This window comes from Polaribacter dokdonensis (genome assembly GCF_024362345.1).
Lineage (GTDB): Bacteria > Bacteroidota > Bacteroidia > Flavobacteriales > Flavobacteriaceae > Polaribacter > Polaribacter dokdonensis.
Genome location: NZ_CP101505.1, coordinates 2,837,031 through 2,853,757 on the forward strand (window position 1 = coordinate 2,837,031; position 16,727 = coordinate 2,853,757).

Below are 16,727 nucleotides of genomic sequence, written 5' to 3' on the forward strand. Positions count from 1 at the left end.
TGATTATAAAATATAGATTTATGAAATCAAAATTTCACCCAGACAAAAACGGATATTTTGGACAATTTGGAGGAGCGTTTATCCCTGAATTGTTGCATCCAAATGTGAAGGAGTTAGAAGATAATTATATTCAAATTATCGAATCTAAAGAATTTCAAGACGAATACAAATCGCTTTTAAAAGACTTTGTGGGTAGGCCTACACCTTTATATTTGGCAAAAACTTTGTCAGAAAAATATGGAGCTCATATTTATTTGAAGAGAGAAGATTTATGTCATACAGGTGCACATAAAGTAAACAATACTGTTGGTCAGATTTTAATTGCTAAGAAATTAGGTAAAACTAAAATAATTGCTGAAACTGGTGCTGGTCAGCATGGAGTAGCAACAGCTACAGTTTGTGCTTTAATGGGTTTAGATTGTACTGTTTTTATGGGCGAAAAAGACATTGTTCGTCAAGCACCAAATGTTGCTCGAATGAAAATGTTAGGAGCCAAGATTGTACCTGCAACATCTGGCTCTAAAACTTTAAAAGATGCTACTAATGAAGCTATTCGATATTGGATTCAAAACCCAGAAACTTTCTATTTAATTGGTTCTGTTGTAGGTCCTCATCCACATCCAGATATGGTTGCACGTTTACAAGCTATTATTTCTGAAGAAATGAAATGGCAGTTAAAAGAAAAAACGGGTAAAGAAGATCCAGATACAATTATAGCTTGTGTTGGTGGTGGTTCTAATGCTGCTGGTGCTTTTTATCATTATTTTGATGATGAAGATGTAGAATTAATTGCTGTTGAAGCTGCAGGTTTAGGTGTAAATTCAGGTGAAAGTGCAGCAACTTCTCAATTGGGTGAAGTTGGCATTATACATGGTTCTAAAACTATTTTAATGCAAGATGATTATGGGCAAATTGTAGAGCCTTATTCTATTTCTGCTGGGTTAGATTATCCTGGTGTTGGCCCTTTGCACGCTTATTTGTATGAAAGTGGAAGAGCTAAATTTATGAATGCAACAGACAAGGAAGCTTTGGCTGCTGGTTTTGAATTAACGAAGTTAGAGGGTATTATTCCTGCTTTAGAAACTGCGCATGCTTTAGCTGTTTTGCCTAAAATAGATTTTAAGAAAGATCAAGTTGTTGTTATCAATTTATCTGGAAGAGGAGACAAGGATTTAGAAACATTTATTCAACATTTAGAAGATTAAGCATGAATTCAATTCAAAAAATATTCGAACAGAAAGATGAAAATCTTTTATCAATTTATTTTACTTGTGGCTATCCTGAGCTAAATGACACTAATAAAGTAATTAAAACATTAGAAGCTAATAATGTCGATTTTATTGAGGTAGGGTTACCTTATTCAGATCCTTTAGCAGATGGGCCAACCATACAAGATAGTAGTCAGCAAGCTTTAAAAAATGGAATTAATTTAGATATTGTTTTTGAGCAGTTAATGGAGATTAAAGAAACCAATAAAACACCTTTAGTTTTAATGGGCTATTTAAATCAAATGCTTAAATATGGAGAGGATAAATTTTGTAAAAAAGTTGTAGAATGTGGAATAGATACTTTAATTATTCCAGATTTACCAATGGTAGAGTTTGAAAACCATTATCAGCAATTGTTTGATAAATATGGATTGACAAATGTATTTTTAATTACACCTCATACCTCAGAAGAACGTATTCATAAGATAGATAATTATACAAACGCTTTTATTTATGTGGTTGCTTCTGCATCTATTACTGGTGCAAAAGGTGAAATTTCTAACCAACAAATTGCCTACTTTGAAAGAATAAAAGCAATGAAATTGAAAAGCAAGTTAATAATAGGTTTTGGTATTTCTGATAGTAAAACATTTACGACAGCATGTTCTTATGCAAATGGTGCAATTATAGGTTCTGCTTTTATTAAAAGTTTAAAAAGTACAGGAGTTTCAGGAATTGGAAACTTTATATCTGGAATTAGATAATTTAAAATTTTAGCTATAAAAAAAAGCGATGTTATAACATCGCTTTTTTTATGCTTTTTATATGTTAGTTAATTGTAGTTGTTACCTCAATAACTCCATTAGCTCCTCTTAAGCCATAAATTGATGTTTCTGGCCCTTTTAAAACTTTTATTTTTCTAATAGTAGTAGGTACTATATCACCAAAGGTATCAACGTCTACTGGTACTCCATTTAATATTAATAATGGAGATCTTGCACCACTCCAAGAAGCTGTACCTCTAATACTAATTACATTTGTTGTAGATACATTAACACCAGCAACTTTTCCTCTTAAATAATCATAAATGTCTCTAAATTGAATTGGATCTGCAATTTTTGTATCACGTCTTCCTGATACATAATTTTCATCATTCTTATCACTAACAATATTAATAATCATAGAACTTTGTCCATTATAAGCTACTTTTTTAACACCTACTAAAGGAGAGAATGCTGTTATTTCTTTTGGAGCTTTATCTAATTTAACTTTAAAATAACCAGCTTTGTTGGCTACTCTTCTTTGCTTTACATTGTCTATTAAAATAACTGCACCAGGAACTGCATTGTTATTGGCGTCTTTTACAAGAATTGTTAATTTAATTTTTTCTCCAGATTTTTTCTCTTGTGCAGAGAAATTAGCAGTAAATATAAAAGCTGCTAATAACATTAAGGTTTTTACTAATTTCATATCGTTTGATTTTTTTTTAATACATCAAGAATAATGCCAGTATTATTAACAGAATTCACAATAAAAATACTTAAAATAAACTAATAATTCAATTAAATAAACGTTTTTAACTATTCTGCTTGATAAACTTTTTCACCATTTAAATAGGTTGTAATAGCCTTTGTAGAAGGTAGTTTTGATTCTTCTACAGCCATAATATCTTGATTTAATATTACAAAATCAGCAAATTTACCTACTTCAATACTTCCTTTTTCATCTTCTTCAAAATTTGAATAAGCAGCCCAAAGTGTCATCCCTTTTAAAGTTTCTTCTCTAGAAAGTGCATTTTCCATTTGAAAACCATTTTCAGGATAATTATTTAAATCTTTTCGAGCTACAGAAGCATAAAAGGTATAAAAAGGATTAACCTTTTCTACTGGGAAATCTGTACCTAATGCTACTTTTCCATAATTGTTTAATAAATCTTTAAAAGCATAAGCACCTTCCATTCTCTCTTTACCAACTCTGTCTGCAGCCCAATACATGTCTGAGGTTGCATGTGTAGGTTGTACTGATGGTAAGATGTTATCGAAATTTTTAAAATCTTCTGGACTGATAATTTGTGCATGTTCTATTCTCCAACGTCTATTTTTTTTATTTTTTAAAACATCTTTATAAGTTTTTACTAACCAAGTATTAGCAGAATCTCCAATTGCATGTGTGTTCATTTGAAATTCAGAAGCAGCAATTTGTCTTGCAATTTCTTGATATCTTTCAGGACTATAAATCAAAGCTCCATAATGATTATCTCTATCTGAATACGATTTTCTCATAGCAGCACCTCTAGAACCTAAAGCTCCATCACCATAAACTTTGAATGATCTTACATTTAGGTAATCTGTTTTATAAGTTCCCTTATTTAAATAGTAATCAATTTGTTCTTGTTTATCACCAGAAATCATAGCGTAAATTCTCATTTTTAACTTTTTGCTATTTTGCAATTCATCAATAAGTTCTATGGTGTTTCTGTCTAAACCAGCATCATCTACAGTGGTTAATCCATAAGAAAAACAGATGTCTTGCGCATCTAGTAAACCTTTAATGGCAACTTCTTTAGAAACTGAAGGTAGCTTTATAAAATCCATTGCAGCATCAATTAAAACTCCAGTAATTTTACCATCCTTTTTAATGATTTCTCCACCAGAAACTTCTGTTTCATTTGTAATTTCTGTTAAATCTAAGGCAGCTTGATTTACTAATAGTGCATGACCATCAACCCTAGTTACTGCAACAGGTGTTGTAGGAAATAGCTCATCTAATTTCTCTTTAGTAGGAAATTCTTTTATTTCCCAATCATTTTGATCCCAACCACGACCTGTAATATAGGTAGTGTTTTTTTCTTTTTGAAACGCTACTAATTTTTGAAGCACATCATCATAACTAGTTGTGCCCTCCAAATCTACTTTCTGTTGTTGTAAACCCATTCTATAAAAATGACAATGAGCATCAATTAAGCCAGGAACAATAGTTTGGTTTTTAGCATCAATAATATTGTCTGATTGGTATTTATCTTCAATTTCTGAAGTAGTACCCACAGCAATAAATTTACCATCTTTAATCGCAAATGCTTCTTCATTATCAAAAGATGAATTTACTGTGTAGGCATTTGCATTTACAACAATTAAATCTGCTTGCTCTTTTTGACAAGAGGTAATTAAAAGTATAAAAATAAAAAGTGGGTATAAATTTTTCATTTGATATAAATTAAGCGTTGATATATATTAAATAAGCACCATAAATCAGAACAAATTGAAATGGTATCCTTACAATTGCTATAGTTTTTGAGCCAATAGCTGGTCTTTTTTTAGTGACATCCCAAATATGTATGGGTAATAAAAAAATCAATAAAAAGATAATTCCTAAAGCTGCAAATTTTTGGGTTTGAGGAAAAAACACACCTAAACCTAACACCAGTTCAATAAGCCCAAAAATATAATTTACTAGTTTTTTTGGAAAGATATCAGGTATAAAATGTTTAAATATATTTGGTTTAATAATATGCATGATTCCTGCATATGAGAAAAATCCACCAAAAATTATTTTCAATACAATGATTACTATATCCATCAGATTATAATTTTACAGGTGTATCTCCATAGAGATATTTGTCCATTAAATAAACAATACTAGCCATAGATGCACTACCTAATTCTAACTCTCTTTTATTTACTTTATCAAAAGTATCTCTGCTAGTATGATGATAATCGAAATAACGTTGTGAGTCTGGTCTGTAACCTACTAAGGTTACATTTTCATCTTTTAAAGGACTAATATCTGCACCTGAACCTCCTTTTTCTATGTCATGTAAACCATAAGGAGATAATAGTTTTTTCCAGCTTTGTAAAAGAGTTGTGTTTGCAGAATTTGCATCTATAGAGAAACCTCTTGGTGTATGACCACCTGAATCTGATTCTAAGCCACCTATATGATTTTCTTTGTTTAGCGTAGCTAATTCAGCATATTTTTTAGCTCCTCTTGTGCCATTTTCCTCGTTCATAAAAAACACGATTCGAATTGTGTTTTTAGGTTTTATGTTGTTTTTTTTAAATAGATAAGCTACTTCTAATGATTGTACAACTCCTGTACCATCATCATGTGCACCTTCTCCTAAATCCCAAGAATCTAAATGCCCACCAACTACAAATATGTTTTCTGGTGTTTCACTACCTCTAATTTCGCCAACTACATTAAAAGAGGGTGCATCTGGAAGTGTTTCGCAGTTTTGCTTGAAATAGAATTTTAAATTAGGATTTGAAATTAAATCTTTGCTCAAATTTTCTGCAGCAAGAGAGCTTATTGCAGCTGCAGGTATGTGTTGTTCTGCAGGTAAATCTCCATAACTCATAGTTCCTGTATGAGGAAAATCGTCTATTGAGTTGGTCATAGATCTTACAATTACACCTTTTGCTCCAAATTTACCACAAATTGCAGCTCCTCTAACTCTTTGATCTACACAACCACCATAAGCTTTAAATGTGTGTATTAAGGTGTTGTCAAAAGGTCTATTAAAGAAGACTATTTTATCTTTCATTTTATCTCCTAAAGCTTCTGCTTCCTCTAAACTTTTAACTTCTATAACTTCTGCCAAAACTCCAGAATTAGGTGTTGCTACAGAAAAGCCTAAGGCACAAATAGCTACGTTTTTTTGAACACCATTTGTTGTGTAGGTAGCAATTTCTTTTTCACCTCTAACCCAATGAGGAACCATAACAGGTTGCAGCCAAATTGAATCTAATCCTACTTCATTCATTACTTTTTCTCCCCATTCAACAGCCATTTGGGCTTCTGGAGAACCAGATAATCTACCACCAACATTTTGCGTTAAATCTCTTAACCATTCATAAGATTTACCATTGGTTAAAGCAGTGTTAAAAAAGGTCTTAATATTGGTTGAATCTGATTTTTCTTCAGCAGTTAATTGATTGTCATCTATGGGTTTTTCTTGTTTTTCATTACAAGAAATCATTAAAAGTGAAAGAGAAAGAAAGAAAAGAATTTTTTTCATTTTGTAGTTTTTTTATTCAGTTTATAAAACTACGAAAATCAAGAGAGATTATAAGAACAATTTAGAAGGATTTAAACTTGCTCTAATAGTTTAACAGACTCTTTATAAATGTATTTATATTTCTTCTTGTTAGTTTCAATCATATTATCGATTTCAGAAATAATTACATCTAGCGTATTTTTTGCATCATCTTTGTTTTCCTGTCTGACCAAAAAGCGAGCGAATTCAAGTCTTTCAGGATAGTTGGAGTACCTAATATTGGTTTTTTTAAACTCAATTTCGGCTTTATCATTAAAACCACATTTTTCTAAAGAAATAGCATAAATACAAATGGTGCCTTTAAAGAATTTGTCTAAATCTATTTGATCTGCACATTCAACAACTTTTTTATAGTTCTTAAGTTCAAAATAGCACTTTGCCAATTTGTTTAGAGTGTGTTTGTCTTGATGCACGTTAGATTCTAATGCTTTTTCGTAAAATAGAATGGCTTCTGGGTAGTTTTTATTCTCTCTATAGGCGTCTGCCAAATTAGATTTATTTTGAAAAGAATCTGCAAATTTTAGCTTTTCTTTGAGATCTTTTATCTTTTTGCCTGGGTTTAAAGAGTTTCTAATTTTATCATTAGCATTCGAAATATTTCTGCTACTTACAATTTCTAGAAAAAAGTAAACTAGAGCTCCAATTACAGGTACAAAAAAAACGATGAAATACCAGTAGTAATCATTTCTGCTTTTATAAATATGAAAGATACAAAACGCTTGGAAAGCGATTAATAGGTAATAAATCATAGAGGCACAAATATAATTAAAAACTTAGGGGATACTCTTGGCTTTTTAGATAAGTTGTGCTTTTTGTCTGTTAATTGATAATTTACTAGAAATCAAACTTATATGTAAGGCCTCCTAAAACTTGAAAACCTTGTACATTAAAGTTGGTAAACCTTTGATAATTGTTATTTAAAACGTTGTTTAGTTTTACGAAAGCAGAGAATTTATCTGAGAAGTGATACCCACCATTTAAATTCACATCTACAAAAGAATCTAGCGTTTGCGAACCACTTATGTTAAAAGATGAGCCTGAATAAAGGACATCTTTACGTTCACCTACAAAAAATATGTTTGCATGTGTGTACCATTTGTTGGTTTTGTATTTTGCATTGAAAGAGGCTTGTAGATTAGGTAGATTCCATGCTTCAGCTTCTGTTGTTGATTCAAAATTATCAAACTGAAAACTAGAAGAAAGCGTTAATTGTTTATTTACATCGTATTCTAATTCAGTAGCCAAAGAAATCGTTCTTACATCATCATAAACTACAGAGAATGAGTTGCCATATTCGTAACCTTTAAAGAGAACTCCATTGTTACCATTATTTGCTCCATTAGATTTTGAGTAGTTTTTTATAAACAAGGCTTTGTCTTCTTCTTCTTTAACAGTTGCAGATAAATTATAACTTATACTTTTATTAATAACTCCATTTAAACCTAAAAAGGCATTGTATTTTTCATTGGTTTGGGTAATGAATTGAGTTGGACTTATAAACGGATTCTGGTCAGATAATTCTTTGTAAGTATTAGTATTTAAATTTCCAAAAACACCTGCGTAAATGGTAAGATTATCTTTTATAATCGGTTTTTGAATTTGTATGTCTGGATACACTAAAAAGTGATTCACTTCATTTTCTGTGTCAAAAGCAGCAAAGAATTTAAAGCCTAGTTTTAATGCAAAGTCACCAAAGGTAGCTTTGTATTCAGGATTTATTTTGGCAGTGAATAGTGAATAATCTATGGTGTTTGAATTGGTAAATTCACTTGTAAAAGTACCTCCTAGATATTCTAAACCTGTTTTTACTTGTAAATTTTTTAAACTAGGATTCAGAAAATCTATAGGTAAATCAAAATTAGTGTTGAAATTGAATAAATACTCAGAGCTGCTATAATCATCAGCAAAATAAGCTAAAGAAAGCTGACTACTAGTGATATAAGCGTCTATAAAATCAAGGTCACCTACCAAATTGAAGTAATTATAGGTTTGACTTTCATCTATATTATTAGTTGCTGTTTCAGTAAGTGCAGTTTCATCAATTCCATACCAATTGTAGGTATTTCTTTCTCCATTTAAAGTGATGGTCCAATCAAAATAGCGTTCTTCTTTCTTGTAGAATATAGATGCATTTAAATTACTAAAATCGCTATTTAGTTTTGTGTTCTGGATATTATCTAATGAGCCTGTATATTTGGCAGATAATCCAAATTCACTTTGAAAACGTGTGTAATTATGTAGGTACGTTTCTACATAAGGCGAATTAAAGTTTCCATAACCTAAAGCTAAAAAGTTGTTGTAAATGCGTTCTTTTACGCCAACATCTATACTTTTTGCAACACCACTTTTTGGAATAAAAGTAGAAGCAACTGGAGCTGAAAAAATAGTGTAAGAAAGTTTTTTCTTTTTACTTTTTGATGAAAGCTCTATAGTTGGGTTTTGCTTTATTTTATTAGCGTCTGCAATTTTAGGATTGTATTTTGTAACTACTTCTACAACCTCTGTTTTTACAGTATCTATTTTACTGTTTTTTTTAACTGGTTTTTTACTTTGAGCATAAGAACTAAATACTCCTAAAACCAATACAAATATGAATAAACACTTTTTCATTATTATTTATTTTTAGGAGTTACTGAATTGTTTGTTTTAGCTTCACTTTCCTTAATGGTCTTCAATTCTTGCTTAGCTTCAGTTACAATATCTTCAAATTGACCAAAATTTTTAATAATATTTTCTAGAATAAAAGTGGCTTGGTAAGCATCTTCTAAACTATAATAATTCTTAGCCATAATAATGTAGCTTTTTACACCCCAATATTTGTAATTGCTATAATTAGCAATAAGTTCTTGAACAATTTTTGTTGAATTTTCATATTGTTTTTCAGCATTTAAGAAGTATGCTTTATAGTATAATGTTTCTGCCTTTAATTCACCATCAGCAGTTTGTTCTATAGTGTTAAAATACTCTTTTGCAGTTTCAAAATCTTCTGTTTTAAACGCAGTTCTTGCAATAATAGTTTTAGCATCTAAAATTACTTCATTATCTAATTTATCTTTAGATAAAACTTTTTTTGCATAATCTAAAGCTGCTTCGTTTTTGTTTGAGGTTGCATAACCTTTCATTAAATTACTTTGCGCAAATAAAATATTATCAGAACTATAGGCTTCTTGTTCTAAACGTAATAAATACGGTTCAGCATCATTAAAATTATTTTCTTGTAAATAGATTTGAGAGAGTTTTGCTAAAGCATCTTCACTAAATTCGGTTTGTCCAGCATCTAAAACTGTTTTGTATTTATCTATAGATTGATTGTATAATTCTTCTTTAAATAATATATCTGCTAAATAATAATTCGCTTTTAAACTATTTTTTCCAGTTGGAAAGTTTCTTAAGTATTTTTTTAAACTAAGAATACTACCATCATTTTTGCCTTCAAAATACTTGCGCTCTGCAATTGCAAAGGTTGAGTTTTCTAATTCAGAATCTGAGACTTCAACAAAATTTAATGTCTTAGTCCAAGCTACATATTCATTCAGTTTATCTTCATCTACATAAATATTTTTGGCATTTCTAACTGCTTCTAAAGCATCAGAAGAATTAGGATATTCTTTTGCTACCCTTTTAAAGTTTTTTAGTGCTAATGAGTTTTTATTTTGATTATAATACAACAGTCCTTCACGCACTAAAGCTCTAGGAATAAATATACTTTTAGGATGTTTTTCTAATAACCTCTTGTAAGCTTGATGCGCCTTTTCATTACTATTAAGCTTGGTGTAAGTGCTTGCCAATTGAAATAATGCATCATCTTTTAAAGAAGAAATTTGATAGTTGTTAATCACCTTTGTTAAGGCATCAACTTTAGATTCGTTGGCATCTTGAAAGCCATAACTCATTCCTATTTGATACATAGCATAATCTGCATCTAAACCAGAATTATCTATAATAATCTTATAAGCTATAATAGCTTTTCCATAATTTCTAATGGCAAAATAACTATCTCCTAAACGTAAATAAGTATCATCAATAATGGTTTTATCGATATTATTTTTAGCCGAAAATTGATTAAAAGTTAAAGCAGCTTTATCATAATCTTTTAACTTAAAATGACAATAAGCAATATTGTATTCCAATAAAGGAAACTCAGCATTATTTGAACTTCTAAGATTGTTATTTAAGTTGATAAATTTAGAAAGTGCCTCTTCATAATTTTCTAAACGATATAAAGTTTCTGCTTCCCAATAACTAGCTTTTTTACTTATCTCATCAGTTTTAGATTTTTTTGCAGTTGTAAAATAACTTAATGCTTCCGCTGTTTTTTTCTCATTAAACAACTGAATTCCTCTGTATAGAGATACCTCTAAACTCAGGCTTATATTTTCGTTAGTTTTTTTCTTTTTTAAATAGTCTAAAGCACCTTGGTAATTATTTTGATGAATAAAAGATGATACAACCAATTCATTGATTTCTGTATACGATTTAGAGTTAGGATACGCTTTTAAATAATTCTGTAAAACATCAGAGACATTCTCAAATGGATTACCTTCTTCATAACTAAGCTTTGCATAATTTAAAGCTGCATCTTCTTTAATGCTTAAATTGTAGCTCATTTCACTTGCAGTTTTAAATGCATTAAGAGCTTCATTTTTCTTTTCTAAATTTAAGTAACATTCAGCCAAATGATAGTAAGCATTTTGTGCTACTGCATTCTGTTGAGCTATAATTTTATTAAAGTAACTAACAGCATTTATAAAATCGTTTTGTTTGTAGAAAGCATAACCTAATTGATAATAATCAGTATTATTCCATTTACCACTTTTACCTTTATAAGCCTTTAAATAAGGTATAGCATCTTCGTATTTATTTAGGTTAAAATAACTCTCACCAATAATTTTTGAAATCTCTGAAGCCTCTTTTCTTTTAGCTGTTTTTAAAAGTTCTTTACCCACTTTTATACATCTTTCAAAACTACCAGACTTAAAACTAATATCTAATAGATAGTAAGAAATCTCTGCTTTGTAAGAATCATTATCTGCAATTTCTTTTAAGGTAGATTCTGCAATACCATAATCTTCTAGTTTGTAAGAAATATATCCATAGTAATATCTAGAATCATTACCATATTTGGCATCATTAATTAGAGGTAAAAACTTGTCTTTGGCTAAATCTAAACGCTTAGCAACTAGCAAACCATACCCCATTTTAAAGTTGATTTCTTTTTGGTTTTCTTTAGATAACCCTTCTAAATTTACTTTTTGATACCATTTTAATGCATGAGCTGCTTTTTTGTTGGCAAAATAGTAGTTACCTACATTAAAGAAAGCTTTGTTTTTTTTATTACTTGCAGGATATTTTTCTACAAAAGCCAATACTTTTTTATCTGCATCTGTTTGATTTAGTTTAATGCCACACATTGCATTATAGTAACTGGCATCAGCCATTAAATTACTTTTCGGTGATGCACTATTTTCTACAATTGCAAATGTCTTTTGAGCTGCAGCATAAGCCTTATTGTTATATAACTTTAGTGCATTATTAAAATTAGCTTCTGCATTAACGTTAACAATTGATTGCTGTGCAAACACTACAGAAGAAATTGTAAAAAAGAATAGGAATAAAACCTGTTTTGTTACAAAACGATTTTTCATACAAATGTTTTAGTTCTAATTTTACTAACGAAGTTTTCTATAAATTGTTGGACTATTCATGAAAAAAATCGTCAAAAAAATAAATCAAAAGTAAGAATACTTGTAAAATCTTGTGCTAAAATCAATAGAAACTTATAAGTTTGTATAAACTACTATTTTATGGAAAAACCAGTTTTACATTTAGAAAATGCCGATATTTATCAAAGAGATAATTTAGTACTGTCTAAAGTAAATTTAACCATCAATAAAGGTGATTTTTATTATTTAATTGGTAAAACAGGGAGTGGTAAGAGTAGTTTAATGAAAACGCTTTATGGCGATTTAAAATTGCAAAGAGGCACAGGAACTATTGTAGATTTTGATTTAAAGAAATTAAAAGAAAAAGAAATTCCGTTTTTAAGAAGAAAAATTGGTATTGTCTTTCAAGATTTTAAACTTTTAAGTGATAGAACCGTTTTTGAAAACTTAGAGTTTGTTTTAAAAGCTACTGGCTGGAAAAATAAAGAGGAAATGAAAGCTAAAATCAACCAAGTTTTAGAAAAGGTGGGTATGCAATCTCAGTACTACAAAAAAACCTTCGAACTTTCTGGAGGAGAACAACAAAGAGTGGCTATTGCAAGAGCTCTTTTAAATGATCCAGAATTAATTTTAGCAGATGAACCTACAGGTAATTTAGATCCAAAAACTTCGTTAGAGGTAATGGATTTATTGAATAAGATTCATAAAAGTGGAAAAACCATTTTAATGGCCACTCATGATTATCAGCTAATCGTAAAGTTTAAACATAATACATTAAAGGTAGAGGCAGGAGAACTTTTTGAAGTTGCCCAACAAACTACAGTTTAGTAAAAATAAATTTTTGAGTAAAAAGAAAATTTTTGTTGCAGTTACTAACGATATTTCTACAGATTATCGAGTGCACAAAATTTGCAATTATTTAATCTCTAAAAATTATGATGTTACTGTTTACGGTAGAGTTTTGCCAAATACTATTCAAGTTGATAGAGCTTATAAAATTGTAAGAAAGAAACACTTTTTTAATCATAATTTTCTTTTTTATGCCGAATTTAATATAAGATTGTTCTTCACTTTACTTTTTACAAAAACCAATATTATTCTTGCTAATGATTTAGATACTTTACCTGCTTGTTTTTGTGCATGTCGTTTAAAAAATGTAGAATTAGTTTATGACAGTCATGAACTTTTTTCTGAAGGTCCAGAACTGCAAGGAAGAACTTTTGTGCAAAGTTTTTGGAGAAAATTGGAAGACTATTTCCTGCCAAGAATTAAGAAATCTTATACTGTAAGCGAATCTATTGTAGATTTTTATAATGATAAGTATCGAAATCAAATGGGTTTAATTAGAAACATTCCCTTAAAAAATGATATTGCAGATGTTATAGAAGTTTCATTTCCCTCACAAAATAAAACCATTTTATATCAGGGAGTATTAAATCCAGGAAGAGGTTTAAAACCTATGATTAAGGCCTTACATTATGTAGAGGATTTAGATTTAATTATTATTGGTTATGGTAAAGTAGAAGAGGAGCTTAAACAGTTTGTAAACGAAGAAAATATGCAAAGTAGAGTGCATTTTTTAGGCAGAGTAGCAAGAGAAAAATTATTCAATTATACCCAGAAAGCAACCTTGGGTATGGTTTTAGAAGAACCTTTGGGTTTAAGTTTTACATATGCTCTACCTAACAAATTATTCGATTATATTCATGCAGAAATACCTATAATTGCAGGTAAGCTTCCTGAAGTAGAAAGAATAATAAACGAATATAATGTAGGTGTTTTAGTTGATGATTATCAACCAGAAACCATAGCAAAAACTATAAAAGAACTATTGAACAACAAACAAATGTTAGCCCAAATAAAAACAAATCAACAGAAAGCAAAAGAAATTCTTTGCTGGGAAAAAGAGCAGCAAAAGTTAGATCAATATTTTTAAACCTTTACATGATCACTCCAAAAATTTCCATAATAATTCCTGTTTTTAATAATCTTTCTGGATTAATAAAAACTGTAGAAAGTATTCAAAACCAAATCTTTAAAAACTTTGAAGTTTGGATTATGGATGGTGGTTCATCATTAGAAACTCAGAATTATTTAAGTAATTTAGAAAAACCATTCTACTATCAATCTAGAGTAGATAATGGTATTTATGATGCTATGAATAAAGGAGTAGCTTTAGCCAAAGGTGAGTGGTTGTATTTTTTAGGCTCAGGAGATATTTTTTTTGATGACACTGTTTTATCTTCAATTTTTGATATTAAAGAACCTATTTCTGAACATATAATTGCTGGTAAAGTGGTTTATGAAGGAGCAACAAGTGCGTTTGTTTATAATGCCAAGAAAAAGGTAAAAGAAGCAGATTGGTCTAGATTTATGTGGATCAGAAATGGCTTGCATCATCAAAGTTCGTTCTATAAAAAAGAACTGTTTGACTCTTTAATTTATCAATTAAAATATCCTGTATTGGCTGATTATTGGTTAAATTTATATTTATATAAAATGGGTTTTACATGTAAAATTATAAATAGCGTTGTTGCTAAGTGTAATTCAGATGGAGTTTCAAAATCAGGAGATTGGTCAATTTATCAGGAAGAAATACAATTAAAAACAGATTTAAGTTCTCTTGCTTTTAAACCCTTTTATTATACAATCGCAAAAATTAAATACCTTTTCCGTAAAAGATTAAATGAGTAATAGAACAGAAATAGCCACTCTAATTGTAGAAAGATTAGAAACCGAAAAAACTCGGTTAATAGCTGATTATGCAAAAACAAAAAATACAATTGGTTTTTTTTATATTGATGATCTTTTACCAAAGGATTTAGCTCAAAAGATTTACAAAAATTTCCCTGATTTATCACTAACCAAAGAGCGTAAAAGCATTAGAGAGCACAAATATGTAGCTTTTCAAATGAATAAATATGCATCTATTTTAGAAGAAGTTATATACGCATTTCAAGATAGTAGAGTAGTTGCTAAAATTTCAGAGATCTGTACTATTGATAATATTCTACCTGATGAAAAATTGTATGCAGGTGGTTTATCTTTAATGGCTAAAGGCAATCATTTAAGTCCGCATTTAGATAACTCTCATGATAAAGACAGGCAACTTTGGCGTGTTTTAAATTTACTGTATTACGTAACTCCAAATTGGGAATTACAAAATGGAGGGAATTTAGAATTATGGCCTAAAGGATTAAAAAGTAAACCTATTACTATAGAAAGTAAATTTAACAGATTGGTAATTATGGCAACCCATCAAAAATCTTGGCATTCTGTAAACAAGGTTTTGCTAGATGAGGTAAGGTGTTGTGTTTCTAATTATTATTTTTCTAAAAAACCGTTGTTAAAAGACGATGATTTTCATGTCACTACATTTAGGGGCAGGCCATCACAAAAAATAAAAGATGTAGTATTAAAATTGGATAATGGTTTAAGAAGTTCTGTTCGAAAATTTTTTAAAAAAGGGATTAGAGAAAACCCACATCAGTATAAGAAGTAATTATAGTTCAAAAACTATAGGTTTGTTTTTACGTACATAATATTCGTCTACTAAACTTGCATTTACAAAATGTGTTTTATTAAAAGATTTTTCTCCATAAGCTTCGTGTATATGTCCAAAAACATGCAATTTTGGTTTAACTTCTTTTACTTTTTCTCGTAAAATTTTACAACCAACATCATCACCATCTTTAGTTTCATCTAAGATTCTAAATGGAGGGCAATGTGTAATTAGCACATCTGTATGAGTAGGAATTTTTGCAAAGCTCTCTCTTCTTTCTGTTGTGGTTTTATTAAATGCCCACTGATAAAAGGCAGGCTGATCTGGGCTACCCCAAAACTGAAAACCCTCTATTTTAACTCCAGAATTTTCTAAATAAATTACATTATCAGGTATAAGTTTTGCAATTTCTTCTTGCTTCTTTTTCTCGAAAAGAAAGTCATGATTTCCAGCGATAAATATTTTATGCTTGTGAGGTAAATTCGAAAACCAATTTAAAAATGAGGTTGTTTCAATACTATTTCCTTTGTTGGTAACATCACCTGCATGAATTATAACATCACCCAAAGGTAGCTCTGCATCTTTAATGAATTGATGCTTGTTATGGGTGTCAGAAATTAAAACAATTTTCATATTTGTATATAAAAAAACCTCAATTAATACTATTAGTTGAGGTTTTAGATTGTGGAGACGCCGAGAATCGAACTCGGGTCCAAACAAGCAGCCAAAAAGCTTTCTACATATTTAGTTCTTTCTTAGTTTTCGTTCAAAAGCTGATTAAGAACAATCCACTTTTAACTTAGCTTTTTTAGTTTCAAAAACCTGCCAAAGCTACAAGTTTTCTATGTTTATTTTTACGATGCCCATAAGTGAAACGCCATAAACCAAGGCTTTTCGTGGACATAAAGCTTGCTCACCTTGTGAGCCGAGGCTTAATCCTACTATAATTCAGATTAGGCAGCTAAAGCGTAGTTATCTTCGCCGTTTAAAAAGTTGAAATAAGTTTTACAAGAATCATTTCACTCCTTGATATGCTTACAAATTCACTGTCCTTGCTGTCAAAACCAGTCGTCCCCAAAATAATTTGGGCGTTACTTTATTTTAAAAGCATTTAAAATTAAAGTCAGGCTTTCACTACTCGTTTTTTATTCCATTACATTTCATAAAAGAACTCAAACAAATCGTTTAATCCTTAACGCAGTCTGCAAAAATACAAAAACATTCACATTAGTTTTGCAATTTTTATCATTATGTTAAGACAGTATTTTTTTATCATTTCTTAACTTTGAGAAAATAAATAA

The 16,727-nt window shown here is 29.8% G+C and carries 14 protein-coding genes and 1 other RNA gene; 6 read left to right on the forward strand and 9 right to left on the reverse strand.

Features of this window, described 5'->3' with window-relative positions; translation table 11 throughout:
* Positions 1–20: 20 nt before the first annotated feature.
* Both trpB and trpA read left to right on the forward strand, forming a co-directional pair.
* Positions 21–1,205: a tryptophan synthase subunit beta gene (gene trpB, locus LPB302_RS12700; RefSeq protein ID WP_053973197.1), complete on the forward strand. Its 1,185-nt coding sequence runs from the start codon at positions 21–23 to the stop codon at positions 1,203–1,205.
* A 2-nt stretch (positions 1,206–1,207) separates the two neighbouring features.
* Complete coding sequence (trpA, locus tag LPB302_RS12705; protein WP_053973196.1) at positions 1,208–1,972, forward strand: tryptophan synthase subunit alpha; 765 nt, start codon at positions 1,208–1,210, stop codon at positions 1,970–1,972.
* Positions 1,973–2,036: 64 nt separating this feature from the next.
* Here trpA and LPB302_RS12710 read toward each other — a convergent pair whose 3' ends face one another.
* The 7 genes from LPB302_RS12710 to LPB302_RS12740 form a co-directional block, all read right to left on the reverse strand.
* Entirely contained in the window at positions 2,037–2,678 is a 642-nt protein-coding gene (locus LPB302_RS12710; protein WP_053973195.1) for a TonB-dependent receptor plug domain-containing protein, read from the reverse strand.
* Positions 2,679–2,788: 110 nt separating this feature from the next.
* The gene (locus LPB302_RS12715) at positions 2,789–4,411 is read right to left on the reverse strand and encodes an amidohydrolase (RefSeq protein ID WP_053973194.1); all 1,623 of its coding nucleotides are present in this window, start codon (positions 4,409–4,411) and stop codon (positions 2,789–2,791) included.
* A 10-nt stretch (positions 4,412–4,421) separates the two neighbouring features.
* Entirely contained in the window at positions 4,422–4,784 is a 363-nt protein-coding gene (locus LPB302_RS12720) for a DoxX family protein (protein ID WP_053973193.1), read from the reverse strand.
* A gap of 4 nt (positions 4,785–4,788) precedes the next feature.
* Complete coding sequence (locus tag LPB302_RS12725; RefSeq protein ID WP_053973192.1) at positions 4,789–6,222, reverse strand: M20/M25/M40 family metallo-hydrolase; 1,434 nt, start codon at positions 6,220–6,222, stop codon at positions 4,789–4,791.
* A 71-nt stretch (positions 6,223–6,293) separates the two neighbouring features.
* On the reverse strand, positions 6,294–7,010 hold the full coding sequence (locus tag LPB302_RS12730) for a tetratricopeptide repeat protein (protein WP_053973191.1): 717 nt from the start codon (positions 7,008–7,010) through the stop codon (positions 6,294–6,296).
* An 85-nt stretch (positions 7,011–7,095) separates the two neighbouring features.
* A complete protein-coding gene (locus tag LPB302_RS12735; protein WP_053973190.1) occupies positions 7,096–8,871 on the reverse strand; it encodes a TonB-dependent receptor in 1,776 nt (591 codons plus the stop codon).
* Positions 8,872–8,873: 2 nt separating this feature from the next.
* Entirely contained in the window at positions 8,874–11,906 is a 3,033-nt protein-coding gene (locus LPB302_RS12740; RefSeq protein ID WP_082329755.1) for a tetratricopeptide repeat protein, read from the reverse strand.
* Between the two features lie 159 nt (positions 11,907–12,065).
* On the opposite strand from LPB302_RS12740, the gene LPB302_RS12745 reads away from it, so the two are divergent.
* Genes LPB302_RS12745 through LPB302_RS12760 form a run of 4 tightly spaced genes read left to right on the forward strand, consistent with a single transcriptional unit; the run spans position 12,066 to position 15,426 of the window.
* Positions 12,066–12,752, forward strand: a complete 687-nt coding sequence (locus tag LPB302_RS12745) for a cell division ATP-binding protein FtsE (protein ID WP_053973189.1) — start codon at positions 12,066–12,068, stop codon at positions 12,750–12,752.
* 13 nt (positions 12,753–12,765) lie between these two features.
* A complete protein-coding gene (locus LPB302_RS12750; RefSeq protein WP_053973188.1) occupies positions 12,766–13,860 on the forward strand; it encodes a glycosyltransferase in 1,095 nt (364 codons plus the stop codon).
* A gap of 8 nt (positions 13,861–13,868) precedes the next feature.
* Complete coding sequence (locus LPB302_RS12755; protein ID WP_053973187.1) at positions 13,869–14,618, forward strand: glycosyltransferase; 750 nt, start codon at positions 13,869–13,871, stop codon at positions 14,616–14,618.
* Entirely contained in the window at positions 14,611–15,426 is an 816-nt protein-coding gene (locus LPB302_RS12760; RefSeq protein ID WP_053973186.1) for a 2OG-Fe(II) oxygenase, read from the forward strand. Before LPB302_RS12755 ends, LPB302_RS12760 begins: the two co-directional genes overlap by 8 nt.
* Here LPB302_RS12760 and LPB302_RS12765 read toward each other — a convergent pair whose 3' ends face one another.
* Together LPB302_RS12765 and ssrA are read right to left on the reverse strand one after the other, a co-directional pair.
* Positions 15,427–16,059: a metallophosphoesterase family protein gene (locus LPB302_RS12765; protein ID WP_053973185.1), complete on the reverse strand. Its 633-nt coding sequence runs from the start codon at positions 16,057–16,059 to the stop codon at positions 15,427–15,429.
* Between the two features lie 49 nt (positions 16,060–16,108).
* Positions 16,109–16,502: a transfer-messenger RNA gene (gene ssrA, locus LPB302_RS12770) on the reverse strand.
* Positions 16,503–16,727 lie beyond the last annotated feature (225 nt).